At 65.5% G+C, this 19371-nt stretch carries 17 protein-coding genes; 7 read left to right on the top strand and 10 right to left on the bottom strand.

Annotation, left to right across the window (positions count from 1 at the left end; translation table 11 throughout):
• Nucleotides 1-61: 61 nt before the first annotated feature.
• Nucleotides 62-622 (bottom strand): hypothetical protein, encoded by a 561-nt coding sequence (locus BLP96_RS07355; RefSeq protein WP_089684612.1) that lies wholly within the window; start codon nt 620-622, stop codon nt 62-64.
• A 286-nt stretch (nt 623-908) separates the two neighbouring features.
• Between BLP96_RS07355 and folE the strand changes: the two genes are divergently transcribed.
• The 3 genes from folE to BLP96_RS07340 all read left to right on the top strand — a co-directional run bounded on the left by folE (nt 909) and on the right by BLP96_RS07340 (nt 3478).
• Nucleotides 909-1466 carry a GTP cyclohydrolase I FolE gene (folE, locus tag BLP96_RS07350; protein WP_089684610.1) on the top strand — a complete coding sequence of 186 codons (558 nt, stop codon included), beginning with the start codon at nt 909-911 and terminating at the stop codon, nt 1464-1466.
• 64 nt (nt 1467-1530) lie between these two features.
• Nucleotides 1531-1941, top strand: coding sequence for a dihydroneopterin triphosphate 2'-epimerase (folX, locus tag BLP96_RS07345; protein WP_089684607.1), 411 nt, complete (start codon nt 1531-1533; stop codon nt 1939-1941).
• Nucleotides 1942-2020: 79 nt separating this feature from the next.
• A complete protein-coding gene (locus BLP96_RS07340) occupies nt 2021-3478 on the top strand; it encodes an NAD-dependent succinate-semialdehyde dehydrogenase (RefSeq protein WP_089684605.1) in 1458 nt (485 codons plus the stop codon).
• Nucleotides 3479-3611: 133 nt separating this feature from the next.
• On the opposite strand, the gene purH is transcribed toward BLP96_RS07340, so the two are convergent.
• The 7 genes from purH to dsbD form a co-directional block, all read right to left on the bottom strand.
• A complete protein-coding gene (gene purH / locus BLP96_RS07335) occupies nt 3612-5195 on the bottom strand; it encodes a bifunctional phosphoribosylaminoimidazolecarboxamide formyltransferase/IMP cyclohydrolase (protein ID WP_089684603.1) in 1584 nt (527 codons plus the stop codon).
• 58 nt (nt 5196-5253) lie between these two features.
• Nucleotides 5254-5604, bottom strand: a complete 351-nt coding sequence (gene fis, locus BLP96_RS07330; protein WP_245682190.1) for a DNA-binding transcriptional regulator Fis — start codon at nt 5602-5604, stop codon at nt 5254-5256.
• Complete coding sequence (gene dusB, locus BLP96_RS07325; RefSeq protein WP_089684601.1) at nt 5601-6656, bottom strand: tRNA dihydrouridine synthase DusB; 1056 nt, start codon at nt 6654-6656, stop codon at nt 5601-5603. The genes fis and dusB overlap by 4 nt, the downstream gene beginning before the upstream one ends.
• 118 nt (nt 6657-6774) lie before the next feature.
• Nucleotides 6775-7689 carry a 50S ribosomal protein L11 methyltransferase gene (gene prmA, locus BLP96_RS07320; RefSeq protein ID WP_089684599.1) on the bottom strand — a complete coding sequence of 305 codons (915 nt, stop codon included), beginning with the start codon at nt 7687-7689 and terminating at the stop codon, nt 6775-6777.
• Nucleotides 7690-7761: 72 nt separating this feature from the next.
• The gene (gene accC, locus BLP96_RS07315; protein ID WP_089684597.1) at nt 7762-9102 is read right to left on the bottom strand and encodes an acetyl-CoA carboxylase biotin carboxylase subunit; all 1341 of its coding nucleotides are present in this window, start codon (nt 9100-9102) and stop codon (nt 7762-7764) included.
• Between the two features lie 26 nt (nt 9103-9128).
• Nucleotides 9129-9590, bottom strand: coding sequence for an acetyl-CoA carboxylase biotin carboxyl carrier protein (gene accB / locus BLP96_RS07310; RefSeq protein ID WP_089684595.1), 462 nt, complete (start codon nt 9588-9590; stop codon nt 9129-9131).
• A 208-nt stretch (nt 9591-9798) separates the two neighbouring features.
• Nucleotides 9799-11667: a protein-disulfide reductase DsbD gene (dsbD, locus tag BLP96_RS07305; protein ID WP_089684593.1), complete on the bottom strand. Its 1869-nt coding sequence runs from the start codon at nt 11665-11667 to the stop codon at nt 9799-9801.
• A gap of 190 nt (nt 11668-11857) precedes the next feature.
• On the opposite strand from dsbD, the gene BLP96_RS07300 reads away from it, so the two are divergent.
• Nucleotides 11858-12997, top strand: a complete 1140-nt coding sequence (locus tag BLP96_RS07300) for a DUF2333 family protein (protein WP_089684591.1) — start codon at nt 11858-11860, stop codon at nt 12995-12997.
• 70 nt (nt 12998-13067) lie between these two features.
• Here the strand turns inward: BLP96_RS07300 and ppa are convergent, their stop codons facing one another.
• Nucleotides 13068-13598: an inorganic diphosphatase gene (gene ppa, locus BLP96_RS07295; RefSeq protein ID WP_089684589.1), complete on the bottom strand. Its 531-nt coding sequence runs from the start codon at nt 13596-13598 to the stop codon at nt 13068-13070.
• Between the two features lie 475 nt (nt 13599-14073).
• Here ppa and BLP96_RS07290 point away from each other — a divergent pair, with 475 nt between their 5' ends.
• Nucleotides 14074-15804: a bifunctional protein-serine/threonine kinase/phosphatase gene (locus tag BLP96_RS07290; protein ID WP_089684586.1), complete on the top strand. Its 1731-nt coding sequence runs from the start codon at nt 14074-14076 to the stop codon at nt 15802-15804.
• 137 nt (nt 15805-15941) lie between these two features.
• On the opposite strand, the gene BLP96_RS07285 is transcribed toward BLP96_RS07290, so the two are convergent.
• Nucleotides 15942-17201 (bottom strand): 6-phosphofructokinase, encoded by a 1260-nt coding sequence (locus tag BLP96_RS07285; protein WP_089684585.1) that lies wholly within the window; start codon nt 17199-17201, stop codon nt 15942-15944.
• Between the two features lie 173 nt (nt 17202-17374).
• Here BLP96_RS07285 and mpl point away from each other — a divergent pair, with 173 nt between their 5' ends.
• Together mpl and BLP96_RS07275 are read left to right on the top strand one after the other, a co-directional pair.
• The gene (gene mpl / locus BLP96_RS07280; RefSeq protein WP_089684583.1) at nt 17375-18757 is read left to right on the top strand and encodes a UDP-N-acetylmuramate:L-alanyl-gamma-D-glutamyl-meso-diaminopimelate ligase; all 1383 of its coding nucleotides are present in this window, start codon (nt 17375-17377) and stop codon (nt 18755-18757) included.
• A complete protein-coding gene (locus BLP96_RS07275; RefSeq protein WP_089684581.1) occupies nt 18747-19361 on the top strand; it encodes a flavin prenyltransferase UbiX in 615 nt (204 codons plus the stop codon). Before mpl ends, BLP96_RS07275 begins: the two co-directional genes overlap by 11 nt.
• Nucleotides 19362-19371: the final 10 nt, after the last annotated feature.

Raw genomic sequence — 19371 nt, 5'->3', positions numbered from 1 at the left:
ACGTCGCCTCGGTGATTCCCCGGCCGTCAGGCGATGGCCCTCGTCTTACGGCCATGCTCTTTCAGTCGGGAGCCGGAGCTTCACTGGGAATCGGATTGGCGACACCTTCGCCGTCGGCCTGGCGGCGTTGCTCGTTGATCTCCGCCGAGGGATTGGGTTGCTGCTCCAGGCTGAGGGCGTCCGACAGCTGCAGCACGAAGGGCGTGTCGGGAGCGAGTTCGCAGCGCCCATCGACGCAGTTGGCCAAGACGCCGTAGCTGCCGTCGTCCTCATAGGCGGCGGCAGATATCTCGCCGCTGTATATCTCGCTGTCGCTGTTCTGCGCTTCGATACAGGTCAGCGCATGGGTGGTGATGCGAATTCGCTCGTCGTCGAGGCGGGCGTTGCCGACCAGGACACAGTGCTCGGGCAGCGCATGATTGGCCGCGGAGTGGCCGCCGACCGGGCGCAGGAGGATGTCGTTGCGTTGGCCCTCGGCGTCATCCAGGGTGATGCTGTCGACCACGGCCACGGCCACCCGTGCATCGGCGGGAAGGGTCAGAGTATCGGCCAGAACGGCTGTCGGCAGGACCAGCAAGCCCAGGCCGACGGTGGTCAGTAGGCTGTTCGGGGTCTTGATCATCGCAGGATCTCATTTCGGCGAACGGCGCTCGGCGCCATGGAACATGCAAGACAGCTTACCATAGTGGCTCCAGGCCAGGCAGCGGGCGCATCGTCGCAGGGGCGTGAGGCGTGCTCGCAATGCCAGTGGCGTTGCAGGTCGGCGATCCGGTCCCGCTTGAGCTAGAATGGAGCTCAAGCATGCCTTAATTGTACATTCTAGATTTTATGTATAGTATTTGCATAGAATGTGGCGGGCCATTGCGCCCGCAACCGGCTAACGCTCGCTACTGGCACAGGGCCTGACCATGACAGAAGAACTCGCCAATCATTACCGCCAGATCATCCAGGATCTGGGGGAGGATCCCGATCGAGAAGGGTTGCGCGATACCCCCAGGCGGGCTGCCAAGGCGATGCAGTTCCTCAACCGTGGCTACACTCAGCGTCTCGAGGAGATCATCAACGGGGCGGTCTTTGCCTCCGAGACCGACGAAATGGTTCTGGTCAAGGACATCGAGCTCTACTCGATGTGCGAGCACCACCTGCTGCCCTTCATCGGCAAGTGCCATATCGCCTATCTGCCCAACGGCAAGGTACTGGGACTATCCAAGTTCGCCCGCATCGTCGACATGTATGCGCGGCGCATGCAGATTCAGGAAAACCTCACCCGCCAGATCGCCGAAGCGGTTCAGCAAGTGACCGAGGCGCGCGGGGTGGCCGTCGTGATCGAGGCACGCCATCTTTGCATGATGATGCGCGGGGTGGAGAAGCAGAATTCCAGCATGACGTCATCGGTGATGCTGGGCGCCTTCCGCGAGAATCAGCCGACGCGTCAGGAATTTCTCACCTTGGTCAACGGTCGCTGACGCGGTGTCGCGCTACGCTGACGACCTTTCGACAGGCCCCGACTCGCCAATCAGGGAGACCACCATGGCGCTGCATGCCCTCGATGACCAGCACCTCGATCACGACCTCGCCACGATTCACATCAAGAACCTACGGCTGCGTACCTATATCGGCATCAAGGAGGACGAAATCAATAACCGCCAGGATGTGGTGATCAATGCGGTGATCCGTTACCGGGCTGATCAGGCGGTCGCCTTCAACCACATCGAGCAAGCGCTGAACTATCGCACCATCACCAAGGCGGTGATCGCCCATGTCGAGGACAACCGGTTCCTGTTGCTGGAGCGCATGACCCGCGAGGTGCTCGACCTGATCATGTCTTACGAACCCGTGCTCACGGCGCAGGTGGAAATCGACAAGCCGCATGCGCTGCGCTTCGCCGACTCGGTCTCTATCACGCTGTCGGCGAGCCGTGAACCGCGTCGAGCACGGTGATTGGCTTGGTGCCGCGGGGTCTTTGCGCTTAGCATGGTAGGCAAACCGACAACGAGGCCGACCTCGGCCAGGAGACCCCATGGAAGCCCTCAAGGAAACGCAGCTCTACTGCCCATTCGCCTATATCGACGGCAGTTGGGTCGCCGCCGACAGCGGCGAGCAGATCGACGTCGTCAATCCGGCCACCGGTGAGTCGTTCGGCAACGTGCCACGACTGGGGCGTGCCGAAACCGAGCGCGCCATTGCCGCCGCCGATACGGCCCTGCCGGCTTGGAAGGCCCTTACCGCCCTCGAGCGTGCCGACATTCTCATGAAATGGCACGACCTGATGTTCGAGCATCAGGACGATCTGGCCATGATCATGACCCACGAGCAGGGCAAGCCGCTCAAGGAAGCGGCAGGCGAGATTGCCTATGCCGCGAGCTTTCTGCGCTGGTTCGCCGAGGAGGCGCGGCGCGTCTATGGTGAAACCGTGCCAGCGGCCAAGCCCAATCAGCGCATCGTCGTCACCAAGCAACCGGTGGGCGTGGTGGGTGCCATCACACCGTGGAATTTCCCGGCGGCGATGATCACCCGCAAGGCCGGTGCCGCTCTGGCCGCAGGCTGTACCTTCGTGGTCAAGCCCGCCAGTCAGACCCCCTTTTCGGCCACGGCCCTGGCGATGCTGGCCGAGCGGGCCGGCGTACCGCGTGGCGTGTTCAACGTGGTGCCCGGACGCGCCAGCGAGATTGCCGCAGCGCTCACCGAGTCTTCGCTGGTACGCAAGATCACCTTCACCGGCTCCACCGAGGTGGGGCGCGAACTGATGGCCAACGCGGCCCAGCATATCCAGAAGATATCGCTCGAACTGGGCGGCAATGCCCCTTTCCTGGTCTTCGAGGACGCCGATCTGGATGCCGCGGTAGAGGGTGCCATGGCTGCCAAGTTTCGCAATGCCGGCCAGACCTGCGTCTGCACCAACCGTTTCCTGGTTCAGTCCAGCGTGGTCAATGCGTTTTGCGAGAAGTTGGCCGTCGCCATGAACAGCGAGCTGAAGGTGGGGGACGGGACCCAGCCGGACATCAATATCGGGCCGCTGATCGACGAGCGGGCCGTGGCCAAGGTCAGCGAACATGTTCACGACGCCGTCGACCATGGCGCCGAGTTGTTGCTAGGCGGTCATCCACACCCGCTGGGCGGCAATTTCTTCACGCCGACGCTGATCAGTTTCGCCAACCAGGACATGAAGGTGGCCCAAGAAGAGACGTTTGGCCCACTTGCGGCAGTCTTCCCGTTCGAGGACGAAGCCGATGCCGTCCAGATGGCCAACGATACACAGTATGGTCTGGCCGCCTATTTCTACTCCCGCGACCTGGGGCGCGTGTGGCGCGTTGCCGACGCTCTGGAATACGGCATGGTAGGCATCAACACGGGGTTGATCTCCAACGCCGCCGCGCCTTTCGGTGGGGTCAAGGAGTCGGGCCTCGGTCGTGAGGGCGGCCATCAAGGCCTGGATGAGTTCCTCGAGACCAAGTATCTGTGCATCGACCTGGGCTGACCGGGCTTGGCCCGGTCCGACTTCGTCGGGAGCTCGAAGCCATGAGCTGGAAGCTTGAAGAACCCACTTGACCTAGGCTCTGAAGGCGGCAATCTGCTTCCAGCTTCCAGCTTCCAGCTTCCAGCTTCCAGCTTCAGTGCCTAAAATGGCGCATGCCGGTGAACACCATGGCGATGCCGGCCTCGTTGGCGGCGTCGATCACTTCCTGGTCGCGCATCGAGCCGCCGGGCTGGATCACCGCGGCGATACCGGCGGCGGCAGCGGCGTCGATGCCGTCGCGGAAGGGGAAGAAGGCATCGGAGGCCATCACCGAGCCGGGTACCGGAAGTTCCTCGTCTGCCGCCTTGATGCCGGCGATCTTCGCCGAATAGACGCGACTCATCTGGCCGGCGCCCACGCCGATGGTCTGGCCGTTCTTGGCATAGACGATGGCGTTGGACTTGACGTACTTGGCGACCTTCCAGGCGAAGGCCAGGTCGCGCAGTTCCTGCTCGTTGGGCACGCGTTCGCTGACCACGGTGAGTTCGTCGCGGCCGACCATGCCCAGGTCGCGATCCTGAACCAGCAGGCCGCCGGTGACGCGCTTGAAGTCATGGGCGTGCTCGCGCTCGCCGGGCCAATGTTCGCCCACGTCGAGCAAGCGCACGTTGGGTTTCTCGGCGACGATGGCGCTGGCTTCTTCGTCGACGCCGGGGGCGATGATCACCTCGACGAACTGACGGTCGATGATGGCACGGGCGGTTTCGGCATCCAGCGGCACGTTGAAGGCGATGATGCCGCCGAAGGCGCTGGTGGGGTCGGTGGCGAACGCCTTGTCGTAGGCTTCGCGGGCGCTGCTGCCCACTGCCACGCCACAGGGGTTGGCGTGCTTTACGATCACGCAGGCGGTGTCGGTGAACGCCTTGACGCATTCGAAAGCAGCATCGGTGTCGGCCACGTTGTTGAAGGAGAGCGCCTTGCCCTGCCGTTGGGTGGCAGTGGCCACGCTGGCTTCCCGCGCGTCGGCCTCGACGTAGAAAGCCGCGTTCTGATGCGGGTTCTCGCCGTAGCGCATCGACTGCTTCTTCACGAACTGCAGGTTGTAGGTGCGTGGGAAGCCATCCTCGCCTCCCGGTACCCGCTGGCCGAGATAGTCGGCGATGGCGGCGTCATAGCCGGCGGTGTGCTCGAAGGCCTTCACCGCCAGATCGAAGCGGGTGGCATCACTCACCGTACCGTCCAAGGCGGCGATTTCGCCAAGCACCCTAGCGTAGTCGCCGACATCCACCACGACGGTGGTATGCGCGTGGTTCTTGGCGCAGGCGCGCACCAGCGTGGGTCCGCCGATGTCGATGTTCTCGATGGCGTCCTCCAGGGTGCAGCCCGCCTTGGCCACGGTCTGCGCGAAGGGGTAGAGGTTGACCACCACCATGTCGATGGGAGCGATGGCGTGCTCCGTCATCACCGCGTCGTCCTGCCCGCGGCGACCGAGGATGCCGCCATGGATCTTGGGATGCAGGGTCTTGACCCGGCCGTCCATGATCTCGGGAAAGCCAGTGTGCTCGGACACTTCGGTGACGGCGATGCCGTTCTCCTGGAGCAGACGAAAGGTACCGCCGGTGGAGAGCAGCTCGACGCCGCGTTCACGGAGGCCGCGGGCGAAATCGACGATGCCGGTCTTGTCGGAGACGCTGATCAGAGCGCGACGGATCGGCTGGGGGCGGTGAGTGTCGGACATGTGCAACTCTTGGTAGTGGTGGACGGAAAGCGGCTGAGCGAGCAGGGAGCGCTCCCGCTCAGATCAGGTCATGCTGCTTGAGTTTCTTGCGCAGCGTCCCGCGGTTGAGGCCGAGAATCTCGGCGGCCCGGGTCTGATTGCCTTGGGCGTGGTCCATCACGGTGGCCAGCAATGGCGCCTCGACCTCGGCCATCACCATGGCATAGAGGTCCGTGACGGTACCGCCATCCAGGTGGTCGAAGTAGCGCCGCATGGCGGCGTCCACGGCCTCTCGCAGCGGTCGTTCGGCCACGGGGGCAGAGGACTCGCCCGAGGGCGGGGAAGCGCTGCTGGGCACGGAGAGTTCAGTGGGCGGCTGCTCGCTCTCCGCCACGCTGGAAAAGGGGGATTGGGTGGGTTGCTGATTCATGCGGCACTGGTTCCATGCGTTGTCCGCGGTGCGACGAGTCGAGCTGGCGACGTCGCCCCTGGGCGAAAGAGTTCGTCGATGAAGCGGTGCTGTGCGTCCGGCTGCTCCAGCGCATTGAAGTCCGTTTTCAGGGCGCGTCGCTCTTCGGCATCGAAGCGGGGGTCCGAAGCGAGGTACCAGCCCACATGCTTGCGAGCGATGCGCACCCCCATGTAGTCGCCATAGAAGCGATGCAGTTCGATCAGGTGGTCCTTCAGAACCGCGGCGCGCTCGGCGTGGTTCGGCGGCGACAGCCGCTGGCCGTGGCGCAAGTAGTGATCGATCTCCCGGAATATCCATGGATTTCCCTGGGCGGCACGACCGATCATTACGGCATCCGCACCAGTATAGTCGAGAACGGAGGTGGCTTTCTCCGGCGAGTCGATATCGCCATTGGCAAAGACCGGGATGGTTACGGATCGTTTGATGGCGGCGATGGTGTCGTATTCGGCGTTACCTGCGTAACGCTGCTGCCGGTGACGGCCATGTACGGAAAGCGCCTGGATGCCGGCGGACTCGGCGAGACGGGCGATGCGCACGCCGTTGTTGCTCTCCGCGCACCAGCCGGTGCGGATCTTCAACGTCACCGGGACGTCGACTGCGGCGACCACGGCATCGAGGATCTCCGCCACGAGCCGTTCGTCGCGCAACAATGCCGATCCCGCCGCCTTGTTGCAGACCTTCTTGGCCGGACAGCCCATGTTGATGTCGATGATCTCGGCGCCCATCCCGGCATTGAGCCGGGCTGCCTCGGCCAGCATCGCGGCGTCGCCGCCGGCGATCTGCACGCTGCGAGGCCCCGGTTCGCCACGGTGATCCATGCGTAGCCGCGATTTGCGGGTATGCCATAGGGCGGGGTCCGAGGTAACCATTTCGCCGACCACCAGGCCTGCGCCCAGACGGCGGCACAGCGCCCGGAAGGGCCGGTCGGTGATGCCGGCCATGGGGGCGAGGACTACCCGGCTGGACAGGCGGTGCGGGCCGATCTTTGGCAAGGGACGACTGTCGGGCATGGTCGGGCCTGATGGCATGCGGGGGGCATATCATACGCCCCCGTCCGAAGATGGTGAAGGTGCGATGCTGCCCAGGCGGCTCACGATGTGACTAGCCGTGATTGCCCGAGCGCGGCGTTCAAGGTGCGCGTCGCCCGGTGAGGCGGACCCACCCTTCGCGCCGGCACGGCGGGTCCATGATCAGGCCCTGGTCGGTATAGGCGTCGATCACGTCCTGAGCCTGACCGTCGAGGATGCCCGAGAGAGCCAGATGTCCGTGTGCCGCGACGTGCCCGGCGATGATCGGCGCGAGCTCGATCAGCGGCCCGGCCAGGATGTTGGCCATGACGATGGGAAAGCGGCGCGCGTGCGTGAGTTGCTCGGGATAGCAGAGGTCGAACCGGGAGGCATCGATGCCGTTGCGTTCGGCGTTGTCACGGCTGGCGGCGAGCGCCTGGGGATCGATGTCGGTAGCGCTGGCGTGCGATGCACCGAGTTTCAGCGCGGCGATGGCCAGGATGCCCGAGCCGGTGCCCACGTCGAGCACCTCTTTCGCTTCCAGGTCGCCGTTCGTGGCCAAGGCGTCTAGCCAGGCCAGACATAGCGCCGTGGTGGGGTGCGTGCCGGTGCCGAAGGCCAGACCCGGATCGAGATGCAGGTTGACGGCCTCGGGTTGCGGCGGGGCATGCCAGCTCGGCACGATCCACAGCCGCTCGCCCATGCGCAGCGGTTGGAAGCCGTCCATCCATTCGCGCTCCCAGTCGCGGTCGGCGACGAGTTCATGCTCGATTTCCGGGCAGGGCTCGCCAGGCAGCGTTTCGGCCCAGGCGGCGGCGAGTCGCTCGAGCATTCCTTCCAGGCCTTCCAGGTCGTCGTAGAGGCCGGTGAGGACGGTCTCGTTCCACAGCGGCGTGGTGCCCCGCTCGGGCTCGAATACGGGGTCGTCGTGGGCATCCTGCAGGGTGATGGCGGTGGCGCCCTCTTCGAGCAGTAGCTCCTCGAGCAGCTCCGCCTGGTCGGGGGCGATGCGCGCCTTGAGTTGCAGCCAGGCCATGGGCTCTCCTGGGTGTCGGCAACGCAGGCGGGGCGGCCTTGGCCACCCCGCCTGCGTTAGTGGAGGAGCGGCTCACTCGCCGAGCTTCTTCTCCAGATAGTGGATGTTCACGCCGCCCTGCTGGAAGTGGCCGTCACGCACGAGGTCCTTGTGCAGGTCGATGTTGGTCTTGATGCCTTCGACCAGCAGCTCGTCGAGCGCGTTGCGCATGCGCACCAGGGCGTTGTCGCGGTTCGCCCCCCAAGTGATCAACTTGCCGATCAGCGAGTCGTAGTGAGGCGGCACGGTGTAGCCGGTGTAGACGTGCGAGTCCATGCGCACGCCGAGCCCGCCCGGTGGGTGGTAGAGGGTGACCTTGCCGGGAGAGGGCATGAAGGTGCGCGGGTCCTCGGCGTTGATGCGGCACTCGAAGGCGTGGCCGTTGAGTTCGACGTCTTCCTGGCGGATCGACAGGGGCAGGCCCGAGGCGATGCGCAGCTGCTCGCGGACGATGTCCACGCCGGTGACCATTTCGGTGACCGGATGCTCCACCTGGACGCGGGTGTTCATCTCGATGAAGAAATACTGACCGTCTTCGTAGAGGAACTCGAAGGTGCCGGCGCCGCGATAGCCGATCTTGATGCACGCCTGACGGCACGCCTCGAGTACCTCGGCACGGGCGGCCTCGTCGAGGCCCGGTGCGGGAGCCTCCTCGAGCACCTTCTGGTGGCGGCGCTGCAGCGAACAGTCGCGGTCGAAGAGATGGATGGCATTGCCCTGGCCGTCGGCGATCACCTGTACCTCTACGTGGCGCGGCCGTTCGAGAAACTTCTCCATGTAGACGGTGCCGTCGCCGAAGGCCGAATGGGCTTCGGTGCGGGTCACGTTCACCGCGGAAAGCAGGTGCGCCTCGGTGTGCACCACGCGCATGCCGCGTCCGCCACCGCCAGCGGCGGCCTTGATGATCACCGGATAGCCGATGCGGCGTGCCGTGGCGACGATGTCGCCTTCGTCGTCGCCCAGTGGGCCGTCGGAGCCGGGCACGGTGGGCACGCCCGCCTGCTTCATGGCTTCGATGGCGCTGACCTTGTCGCCCATCAGGCGAATCGTCTCGGCCTGGGGACCGATGAACACGAACCCCGAGCGCTCCACCTGCTCGGCGAAGTTGGCGTTCTCGGAAAGAAAGCCGTAGCCGGGGTGAATGGCGCTGGAGTCGGTGACCTCCGCGGCGCTGATCAGCGAGGGAATGTTGAGATAGGACTGGGCCGAAGGGGCAGGCCCGATGCATACGGCTTCGTCGGCGAGACGCACGTGCATCAGTTCGCGGTCGGCCTTGGAGTGCACCGCGACGGTCTTGATGCCCAGTTCCTTGCAGGCGCGCAGGATGCGCAGGGCGATCTCGCCGCGGTTGGCGATGAGTACCTTGTCCAGCATGATGGATCCGCCCGTGTCAGTGGGTATCAGGAAATGATGAGCAGCGGCTGGTCGAACTCGACCGGTTCGCCATCCTCGGCCAGGACCGCCTCGATCACGCCGTCACGGTCGGCCTCGATCTGATTCATCATCTTCATCGCCTCGACGATGCATACCGTCTCGCCCTTCTTGACGCTCTGCCCCACTTCCACGAACGGTTTGGACCCGGGAGCCGGGCTGCGATAGAAGGTGCCGACCATGGGCGAGTTCAGCGCGTGACCCTGGGGTTCGGTCGCTGCGGCGGGTTCGGCGTCGGCTGCCGGAGCGGCGCCGGCAACCGCCGCCGGCTGGGCAGCGACGGCGGGTTGCGGCATGCTGGCCTGTGGCCAGCTCACGCCGTCGGGGTGACGGCTGATGCGCACCGACTCCTCGCCTTCCTGAATCTCGATTTCGCTGATGTTGGATTCTTCGAGTAGCTCGATCAGTTTCTTGACCTTGCGAATATCCATGAGTCTGTCTCGATCGGTGGGTAGTTGGCGGCAGTCTCGGGCGCTGTCAACCTGCGCCGTCTTTCGATAGATCGCCGCAAGATGGCATATTTTGCCGGCGCTATCGGCCGTGTTAGGCATTGTCGGCGGAGTTTGCCTAAAATTCGCGGCGATGTCCAGCTGGCTTCGAACGGTGTTCGCCTTGCCGCGCGAAGGCAACGAGAATGCCCTATCCGCTTTGTCGCGAAGGCATCATTCCCAGGACTTCATCGAGATGGCGCGCCAGCTCTGCGGCATCCACTTCGCCCTGTATGCGCGCTTCGGTCAGTTCCTCGCCGTCGGCGAAGAACAGCAGGCTGGGTGGGCCGAACAGGTCGAAGCGGTCGAGCAGGGCACGGCTGACGTCATCGCTGCGCGTGACGTCGAGATTGATGCGACTGAAAGCGGTGAGCGGCTCGGCGACGCGAGGGTCGGGGTAGACCTTGCGTTCGAGCTGTTTGCACGAGATGCACCAGTCGGCAGTCACGTGCACGAAGGCGGGCTGTCCGCGGTTGCTGGCCCGTTCGAGGGCTTCTTCCAGGCCTTCCCGAGTCTCGACGGTGGTGACGGTCTGGGTTTCGTTCGGCGCGAACTGGCCGAATGCAGTGAGGGGCACCAGCGGTCGCAACGGATCCTGGGCGCCGCTTGCCGCGCCGATCACCAGAGCCAGCCCCCAGGCCAGCAGCAGCAGTCCGGCAGCCTGCCGTACCCGTGGCCATCCTTGGGCCTGATTGACGGTCAGTGCGCCCAGCGTCAACGCGCTCCCGATGGACAGGCCAGCCCATAGCAGCAATGCCACCGGCGCCGGCACCAGGCGCTCGATGAGCCAGATGGCCACGCCCAGCAGCAGGATGCCGAAGGCCACCTTGACGCCGTTCATCCAGGCACCGCTACGCGGCAGTGCCGTCGTGCCGAAGGTGCCGACGAGCAGCAGCGGTATGCCCATTCCCAGCCCCAGCGCCAGCAGGGCGGCGCCACCCATGAGGGCATCGCCAGTGGTGGAGATGAACACCAGGGCGCCGGCCAGAGGGGCCGAGACGCAGGGTGAAACCACCAGTACCGAGAGCGCTCCGGCGAGTGCCAGGCCACCCGGGCCGCTGCGTTGTGCACGGGCCTGCCAGCGTTCGACGCGCCCGGCGAGTCGAGGTGGCAACCGCAGCTCGAAGGCACCGAACATGGCCAGAGCGAACGATGCGAAGAGAACGGCGAAGGTGATGAGTACCGGTGCCGACTGCAGCCGGGCCTGGAGGTTGAGGCCGGCGCCGAACAGCCCCATCAGCACACCGACCACCGCGTAGGTGGCGGCCATGCCCCCTACGTAGCTGGCCGAGAGCGTGAAGGCTCGAGATCGGCTGGGGTTCTGGCCGACGATGATCGACGACAGGATCGGTACCATGGGCAGCACGCAGGGCGTGAAGGTGAGCCCCAGGCCGGCGAGGAAGAAGAGCCCCAAAGCCAGTGGCAGGCTGGCCTCGCGCATCAGACTGCTGAAGCGGCCGTCCCCACTCTGGGCGGTGAAGGCATCGTCATCGGCATCTCCCGATCCGGCTTGCCGCGGGCCGTCGTCGCTGGCACCGCCGTCACGCCAGCCGGCGAAGGCCGCGGGCATGTCGCCTTGCGGTGCCTCGAGGTCGACGGTCTCCGGTGGATAGCAGAGGCCGGCATCGGCGCAGCCCTGGAAACTGACGCGCACGTCCAGCGGGCCGGAGTGGCCATTCTCGATCGGCGCTTCGAAGACGACGCGTTCGTAGAAGACGTAGACCTCGCCGAGAAACTCGTCCTCCTTGAACTCGCCGGGTGGGACCGAGGCATCGCCGAGTTCGACGTCGGCATGTCCGCTCTCGACATCGAGACGGTGGCGATAGAGGTAGTAGTCTTCGGCGTTTTCGAAACCGATGTAGAGCGTCTCGCCGTCATGCCAGGCACTCGGCTTGAAGGCCTCCATGACCGGCAGGAACTCCTCGTCATCGTCGGAGGAGAACCACTGGGCATGCGCGAGCAGCGGCCCGAGCAGCAGAAGCAGTGCGGTCAGCCAGCGCAATGTGGGTGAAACGGTCAACGCAGGATTCCTTTTGTCGAGCGGCGGCGGCGCAGTTGTGACTGGCTCCGGCAGGGCGAGTTCCGGCCGGCTCGTGCTAGGATAACTCAAGTCGTTCGTCGTGTTGATCGACGTCCCGGAGGGAGGCTGCGCCGGATTGTCGCGCCGCTGCGTTCCGGTATCGCTCCACCCGAGACAGGGAGTCCTCGTTATGGCCTCGAAATCGCGCAGTGCCGACCGCCCCCGCAGCCGGGCGGATGTGCTCGAACGCCCCGACTATGGTTGGATCTGGAAGCCCCTCGCCGCTCTGGCCGGCATCTATCTGGTCGCGGTCGTGGCTCTGGGTATGTGGTGGAGTCGCGCTCCGGCGCCCTTCGACGTGGAGCGAGCCACGGCCACCCAGCGTGACGCCGTCGCCGCCAGCGCGGCAGAAACGGCCACCGCGCCAGCGCAGCGTGGTGCCGTTACCGTGGCCACCTTGATGACGCTGATCGATACCCTGCTCGACAAGCCGGGCGGTTACCTGCGCAACGACGTGGCTCCCCCCGGTGTCTGGCTCGACAACATGCCTGCCTGGGAGTACGGCGTGCTGATCCAGGCGCGTGAGCTGGCCGCGTCGTTACCGGCCATGTTCGCCGACGAGGCCGCGGGTCTGGATGCGGTGCAAGCGCCGCTTCGCCACGATAGCCGTGACTGGCTGTTCCCCGGCACCGAACGCAAGCTGGCACAGGCCCGCGATGCCTTGGGCGATCGACTGGCCGGCCTTGCTGGGGAGGCAACGGGCTTCGCGGCTACGGGGGAGGGCTTGGCGCTGTGGCTCGATCGCGTGGCTGAAAGGCTGGATGAGCAAAGTCGACAGCTGTCGGCGAGCGTCGCCGATGACGAGATCGTGAGCCAGTTGGACGTGGAGGCCGCCCCCGAAGAGACGCCCTGGTATCGGGTCGATGACGTCTTCCATGAGGCGCGCGGCACCGGTTGGGCATTGGGGCAACTGATGGAGGGGGTACAGCGCGATCATGCCGACGTGATCGCCGCTGCGGGCGCTACCCAGCGCTGGGAGCGACTGCGGATGCTGCTCGAGCGTACCCAGCGCCGCATGTGGAGCCCCGTGGTGTTGAATGGTTCCGGGTTCGGGGTCTTTGCCAATCACTCCCTGGTGATGGCCAGTCACCTGCTTCAGGCCCGCGATCTGGCCCGTTCGCTGGCCGACGATCTGGCGCAACGGCGTCTCGAAGCGGATGCCTCGGAAGAAGCGGAAGGGGAGCCGGCGTCGACTTCCGGCGCTGAGGTTTCCGAGCCGGAGGAAGGAGGGGCGACTGCCTCCGGCGAGGACGAAAAGGACGAGAGTTGACCGCCAACCGAACGGGCCACCCGCGGGTGGCCCGTTCTTCGTTCAGCGGTCAACTGTGCCGCGACGTCGTTCAAGCCTTTTCGTAGGCGGCCACGGACTTCTCGATCGCCTTGCGGGCAGCGTCGGCCCCTTCCCATGACTCTACCTTCACCCATTTGCCCTTTTCGAGATCCTTGTAGTTCTCGAAGAAGTGGGCGATCTGCTGGCGCAGCAACTCGGGCAGGTCGGTGACTTCCTGTACCTCGTCATAGAGGGTGGACAGCTTGGCATGGGGCACGCAGACCAGCTTGGCGTCCTCGCCGGCTTCGTCGGTCATGTTGAGGATGCCGACCGGACGAGCGCGGATGATGCTGCCGGGCTGAACCGGATAGGGCGTCACCACCAGGGCATCCAGAGGGTCGCCGTCGTCGGCCAGGGTATGGGGAATGAAGCCGTAGTTGGCCGGGTAGAACATCGGCGTGGCCATGAAGCGGTCGACCAGCAGGGCTCCCATGTCCTTGTCGATCTCGTACTTGATCGGCGAGTGGTTGGCGGGGATCTCGATGGCAACGTAGACATCGTTGGGGAGATCCTTGCCGGCAGGGATGTTGTCGAAGTTCATCATCGCTTCCTTGGTTGGCGGAAATGCGGGTTGGCCGAGAAATGCTGCAAATTATACGGAGCCGCTAGAGTGATTACCAATGCGACATAGGTGCGGTGCGGGTGGCTTGCAGGGCCATCGCCGTTGAACACGACGAGGTGCGCCGAGGACAGATCGAAGAGGAGATCTCATGCCATGGGTGAGGAGCATGGCTCCGAACGGGCTGGCCATGGATGGTCGGCCCCGGTCCTGCGAGCGGAGCCGGATGCGAGAGCGAAGCAGGGCAACCGTAGCGCCCAGGGAGGGGTCACAGCGCCTCCTCGGAGACCTGTCGACGGATCAGCACCGAGTCAACTGGCTAACTGCGATAGCCCTGGGGGTGGCTTGGGCTTTGGTTGACAGGCCCGGTTTCCGGCAAGCGTGTATGATGGCCGGTGCGGGCGGGGTGCCGTCGACCCCGTTCCAACAAGGGACCACCGGCCATCAGGAGCGCGACTTGTCATCGACCCAACTGTCATTGAGCATTGGACAGGCCTTCGTTGCCCCGGACCGGCGTCATCATCGCAGCTCCATGTCGGTTCGCCTCCCCGACGAGGCGGGGCTGTTGACGGCGAAGGGCGCCTGCGCCGTGATCAGCGACACCAGCTCGCGCAATGCCATCGCCAAGCAGGCCGGCGATCTGAGCGTGCGGGGCTTTCTCGCCGACTATTTCTCCACCCCGGATCACTGGGACGTCAAGACCTCCGCCACACGAGTACTGCGTGCACTCAATGCCTGGTGCTACAGCCAGAGCCACTTCGTCGAGAACGGCAGTTTCGTCGCCGCGCTCTCGGCCATGGTCTATCGTGGCCAGGAGGCGCACCTGTTCCACATGGGGGACACTCTGGTCTTTCGCCTGCGCGGCGCCGAATTCGAGCAACTCAGTCGCGATCATGTCTCCGACCTGGGCGGCTACCGCTATCCGTCGCGGGCGCTGGGCCTCGACGGCAGCATCGATATCGACTATCTCCGGCTGCCTCTCAAGCAGGGCGACATCTTTCTGTTCACCACCCAGGCGGTGCGGGGCACCCTGATGCCCTCGGACTACGTGCAGCTGATCCGCATGGATGCCAGCGATCTGGATGCCGCCTGCGAGCGCATGGCTCAGGCGGCCCGCGAACGCGCCCAGTCGCGAGGCTACGGTGCCGACCAGTTCTGCTTCCAACTGGTGCGCGTCGATGCACTGCCAGAGGAGCAAGAGGACCATCCCGGCAAGATATATGGGGATCTGCCGATTCCCCCCGAACTCGCCGTAGGGGACCGCCTAGAGGGCCTGGAAGTGCAGGAGGTGCTGTCGCGCACCGCTCAGTCGCGCGTCTACCGGGTGCGCGACGTGCGCACCGAGCGAGAAATGGTCATGAAGGCGCCCAGTCCCGAACTTTCCAACCGTAACGCTTACCTGGAGCACTTCCTGCTGCAGCAGTGGGTCGTCGAGCGAGTCAAGTCGCCCTTCGTGGTGCGGGTCATGGAGCCTTCCCGGCCACGCCGCTACCTGTACTATCTGATGGCCTACGTCGAGGGGGAAACGCTCACCGAGTGGGCTCGACGCCACCCCCAGGCGAGTCTGTCCCAGCGTCTGGACATCGCGGTGCAGCTGGGCAAGGCGACACAGGCGCTTCATCACCGCGACCTCCTGCATCAGCGCATCCACCCCGACAACGTACTCATCGATGCGCATGGGCAAGTGGTGCTCACCGACTTCAGCGCCTGTCACCTGCGTGACCTGGATGGACATCGTCGTTCCCGCGAACTGGCGAGGCAGGTGGGGCTCAACGAACACAGTGCTCCGGAATATGCCCTCGATGACAGCGTGGGACGTCGCAGCGATCAGTATTCGCTGGCTTCGACCGTCTACTGGCTGCTCACCGGCGAGCTTCCCTATGCCCGGGTGCCCAGTCAGCTGCGCAGTCATACCGACCTGGAACAGCTCGCCTATCGCAGCGCACGCACCGTGAATCCGGAAGTCTCGGCGGCGCTCGACGATACCCTGCGTCGGGCGCTCGACCCGCAGCGCTCGCTGCGCTTTCGCCGCATGTCGGAGCTGCTTTACGCGCTGCGTCACCATGACGACCGGCCCGGCGCGTCGCAACGCCAACGACGCCGGTGGGTGGGCGATCCGGCGAGTTTCTGGCAGGGGGTCGCCGGCCTCTTGCTGCTGTTGCTGGTGCTGTCCTGGCTGCTGCGCTAATCGTGACCACGAGCCTCGAGCCTCGAGCCTCGAGCCACGAGCCACGAGCCACGAGATACGAGATACGAGCCACGAGATACGAGCCACGGGTTTCGAGGGGCGAGTTAGACTATTGCCCGCAGCCCGCAGCCCGCAGCTCAGATCGTGAACTCGGGCAGCTTGCGCTCGACGCGGTGCTTGGCGAGCCTGGCGACCTTGGGCAAGCCATTCTCGAACGGGGGGTATTCTTCGCCCTGGATCAGCGGAGCCAGGTAGGTGCGGCACGCTGCGGTGATGCCGAAGCCGTCCGCGCGGATGAACTCGCGGGGCATGAATTTCTCGCGATTGGCGATTTCGGCGAGCGGCGCCGCTTCGATACGCCACTCATAGGGGGCATCGCTGACGCGCCGGATGGTCGGCATCATGGCGTTCCTGCCCTCCAGTGCCAGCTCCACGGCCTTTTCGCCCACTGCGTAGGACTGTTCCACGTCGGTCTTCGAGGCCAGGTGGCGGGCGGCGCGCTGCAGGTAGTCGGCCACCGCCCAGTGGTACTTGTAGCCCAGGTCCTGCTTGACCATGCCGGCGAGGGTGGGTGCGACGCCGCCCAACTGGCGGTGGCCGAAGGCGTCGGTGTTACCGGAGTCGGCGAGGAAGGTGCCGTCCTCGTAGCGGGCGCCCTCTGAGACGACGATCACGCAGTAGCCATACTGCTTGACCGCTTCGTCGACCCGGGCCATCACCGCCTTGCGGTCGAAGTTCACCTCGGGGAAGATCACCAGGTGCGGCGGTTCGCCTTCGCCTTGGCCGGCGAGAGCTCCGGCAGCCGCGATCCAGCCGGCGTGGCGGCCCATCACTTCGAGCACGAACACCTTGGTGGAGGTGGCGCACATGGAGGCGATGTCCAGCGACGCCTCCAGCGTGGAAGTGGCGATGTACTTGGCCACGCTGCCGAAGCCCGGCGAGTTGTCGGTGATCGGCAGATCGTTGTCCACGGTCTTGGGGACGTGGATGGCAGTGAGCGGATACCCGAGCTTCTCGGATAGCTGGGATACCTTGAGGCAGGTGTCGGCGCTGTCGCCGCCGCCATTGTAGAAGAAGTAGCGAATGTCGTGGGCCTTGAAGACCTCGATGAGGCGCTCGTACTGGGTGCGGTGCGTCTCGATGTCCTTGAGCTTGTAGCGGCACGAGCCGAAGGCGCCGCCCGGGGTGTGGCGCAGGGCAGCGACGGTCTCGGCGGATTCCCGGCTGACGTCGATCAGATCTTCGGTGAGAGCGCCGATGATGCCGTTGTGGCCGGCATATACCTTGCCGATGCGGTCGGGGTGACGCTGACAGGCCTCGATCACGCCGCAGGCGCTGGCATTGATCACGGCGGTGACACCGCCGGACTGGGCATAGAAGGCATTATGCGGGGCCATGGGGCTGTCCTGCTCCTGGATCGTGGGCGGGGTTGGCAATCGGGCGAAGAATTCTAGCGCAAAGCGCCTCAGGCTGCATCCGCTGGAGGGCCCCCGGCCAGCGTGCTAGTCTGCCGCTTCCTGAGTGCGGGCCGCGGCCGGCCCGCCTGACTGGCGATGGAGTCGACGTCGGCATGCACCTGCACATTCTCGGAATCTGCGGCACCTTCATGGGTAGCCTGGCGCTGTTGGCACGCGAGGCCGGCTTCACCGTCAGCGGCTCGGACGCCGGCGTCTATCCGCCGATGAGCACCCAGCTCGCCGAGGCGGGCATCGCCTTGTGCGACGGCTATGCGGCGGCCAATCTCGAGCCGCATCCAGACCTGGTCGTGATCGGCAACGCCCTGTCGCGCGGCAACCCCGAGGTGGAGGCGGTGCTCAACGTCGGGTTGCCCTATGTCTCCGGCCCCCAATGGCTCGCCGAGCACGTCCTCCCCGGTCGGCGGGTGATCGCCGTGGCCGGCACCCACGGCAAGACCACGACGGCGAGTCTGGTTGCCTGGCTGCTGGAATCCGCAGGGCTCTCGCCGGGTTTCCTGATCGGCGGGGTGCCACGCAACTTCGGCGTTTCGGCGCGCCTCGGGGCAGCGGATGCCCCCTTCGTGGTGGAGGCCGACGAGTACGATACCGCTTTCTTCGACAAGCGCTCCAAGTTCGTCCACTACCGCCCCGAGATCGCCGTACTGGGCAACCTGGAATTCGATCACGCCGACATCTTCGACGACCTGGCCGCCATCGAGCGGCAGTTCCATCACTTGGTGCGTACCGTACCCGGCCAGGGACGGTTGCTGGTGGCCGATGGCGAGCCGGCGCTGGATAGGGTGTTGGCAATGGGCTGCTGGACGCCGGTGGAGCGCTTCGGCAGTGAACCCTCGAGCCCTTGGCGCTTCGAACTCGAACGCGACGACGCCTCGCGTTTTCGGGTCGTTCACCAGACGGCCGAGGTCGACGAGGATGCCGTCGTCGATTGGCCGCTCACCGGTGCCTACAATGCCTGCAATGCTCTGGCAGCACTGGCTGCGGCCCATGCCTGCGGCGTCGACCTCGTGCGCGGTGCGGCGGCTCTCGCCCGTTTCGAGACGCCGCGTCGTCGCCAGGAGGTCCGCGGCGAGGTGGCCGGCATCCAGGTCATCGACGACTTCGCCCACCATCCCACGGCGATCGCCGCCACCCTCGAAGGGTTGCGGGCCGCCACGCCGCGCGGGCGGCTGCTGGCAGTGATCGAACCGCGCTCCAACACCATGCGGCTGGGTACGCTGCGCGATCGCTTGGCCGCCAGCGTGGCGGCCGCCGACGCGGCCTGGTGGTACCAGCCGGAAGGGCTCGACTGGTCGCTGGAATCGGTACTCGAGGCGTGTGCGGTACCGGGGCGGCTCGCCACTACCCTGGACGACCTGGTGGCGATGGTAGTGGCCGAGGCGCGACCTCTCGACCGTGTGGTGGTGATGTCCAACGGCGGATTTGGCGGCATCCATGACAAGCTGCTCGCCGCCCTGGAGGTAGCGCATGGGCGTTGATTTCCAGCGACCGGTCACGGTGGCGCTGACCGGTGCTTCCGGTGCCCAGTACGGTCTGCGTCTCATCGATGCCCTGGTGGCCGCCGACCATGAGGTCTGGGTGATGATCTCCAAGGCCGCCCACCTGGTCATCGAGACCGAGACGACAGCGGAACTGCCGGCGCGTCCGGCACGCCTGGCCGAGGCGCTCGCGCAGCGCAGCGGCGCGCGCCACGGACAGGTCCGTTGCTTCGGTCGCGAGGAATGGATGGCGCCGGTGGCGTCCGGTTCCGGGGCGCCATCCTCCATGGTGATCTGCCCCTGCTCCACCGGCACTCTCTCGGCAGTGGCGACGGGAGCCAGCAACAACCTGATCGAGCGCGCCGCCGACGTGGCGCTCAAGGAGCGGCGCCAACTGATCCTGGTGCCGCGCGAGACGCCGCTGTCGGCCATCCATCTCGAGCACATGCTCAGCCTGTCCCGGCTGGGGGCGGTCATCCTGCCTGCCGCACCGGGTTTCTATCACCAGCCGCGCTCGGTGGACGATCTGGTCGACTTCATCGTCGCTCGCATTCTCAACCAGCTCGGCATCCATCACCGGCTGATGCCGCGTTGGGGCGAGTAGGCGGGCGGCT

The organism is Billgrantia gudaonensis (assembly GCF_900100195.1).
Lineage (GTDB): Bacteria > Pseudomonadota > Gammaproteobacteria > Pseudomonadales > Halomonadaceae > Halomonas > Halomonas gudaonensis.
Note: the sequence above shows the minus strand (reverse complement) of the source record. Positions and strands in the feature narration are given on the sequence as shown.

What these genes read in the sequence shown, in the direction of transcription:
- BLP96_RS07355 (WP_089684612.1), bottom strand. Translation starts at nt 622, where the DNA reads ATGATCAAGACCCCGAACAGCCTACTGACCACCGTCGGCCTGGGCTTG.
- BLP96_RS07275 (WP_089684581.1), top strand. Translation starts at nt 18,747, where the DNA reads ATGGGCGTTGATTTCCAGCGACCGGTCACGGTGGCGCTGACCGGTGCT.
- BLP96_RS07285 (WP_089684585.1), bottom strand. Translation starts at nt 17,201, where the DNA reads ATGGCCCCGCATAATGCCTTCTATGCCCAGTCCGGCGGTGTCACCGCC.
- fis (WP_245682190.1), bottom strand. Translation starts at nt 5,604, where the DNA reads ATGAATCAGCAACCCACCCAATCCCCCTTTTCCAGCGTGGCGGAGAGC.
- prmA (WP_089684599.1), bottom strand. Translation starts at nt 7,689, where the DNA reads ATGGCCTGGCTGCAACTCAAGGCGCGCATCGCCCCCGACCAGGCGGAG.
- ppa (WP_089684589.1), bottom strand. Translation starts at nt 13,598, where the DNA reads ATGAACTTCGACAACATCCCTGCCGGCAAGGATCTCCCCAACGATGTC.
- purH (WP_089684603.1), bottom strand. Translation starts at nt 5,195, where the DNA reads ATGTCCGACACTCACCGCCCCCAGCCGATCCGTCGCGCTCTGATCAGC.
- BLP96_RS07340 (WP_089684605.1), top strand. Translation starts at nt 2,021, where the DNA reads ATGGAAGCCCTCAAGGAAACGCAGCTCTACTGCCCATTCGCCTATATC.
- BLP96_RS07300 (WP_089684591.1), top strand. Translation starts at nt 11,858, where the DNA reads ATGGCCTCGAAATCGCGCAGTGCCGACCGCCCCCGCAGCCGGGCGGAT.
- folE (WP_089684610.1), top strand. Translation starts at nt 909, where the DNA reads ATGACAGAAGAACTCGCCAATCATTACCGCCAGATCATCCAGGATCTG.
- accC (WP_089684597.1), bottom strand. Translation starts at nt 9,102, where the DNA reads ATGCTGGACAAGGTACTCATCGCCAACCGCGGCGAGATCGCCCTGCGC.
- dusB (WP_089684601.1), bottom strand. Translation starts at nt 6,656, where the DNA reads ATGCCCGACAGTCGTCCCTTGCCAAAGATCGGCCCGCACCGCCTGTCC.
- accB (WP_089684595.1), bottom strand. Translation starts at nt 9,590, where the DNA reads ATGGATATTCGCAAGGTCAAGAAACTGATCGAGCTACTCGAAGAATCC.
- folX (WP_089684607.1), top strand. Translation starts at nt 1,531, where the DNA reads ATGGCGCTGCATGCCCTCGATGACCAGCACCTCGATCACGACCTCGCC.
- mpl (WP_089684583.1), top strand. Translation starts at nt 17,375, where the DNA reads ATGCACCTGCACATTCTCGGAATCTGCGGCACCTTCATGGGTAGCCTG.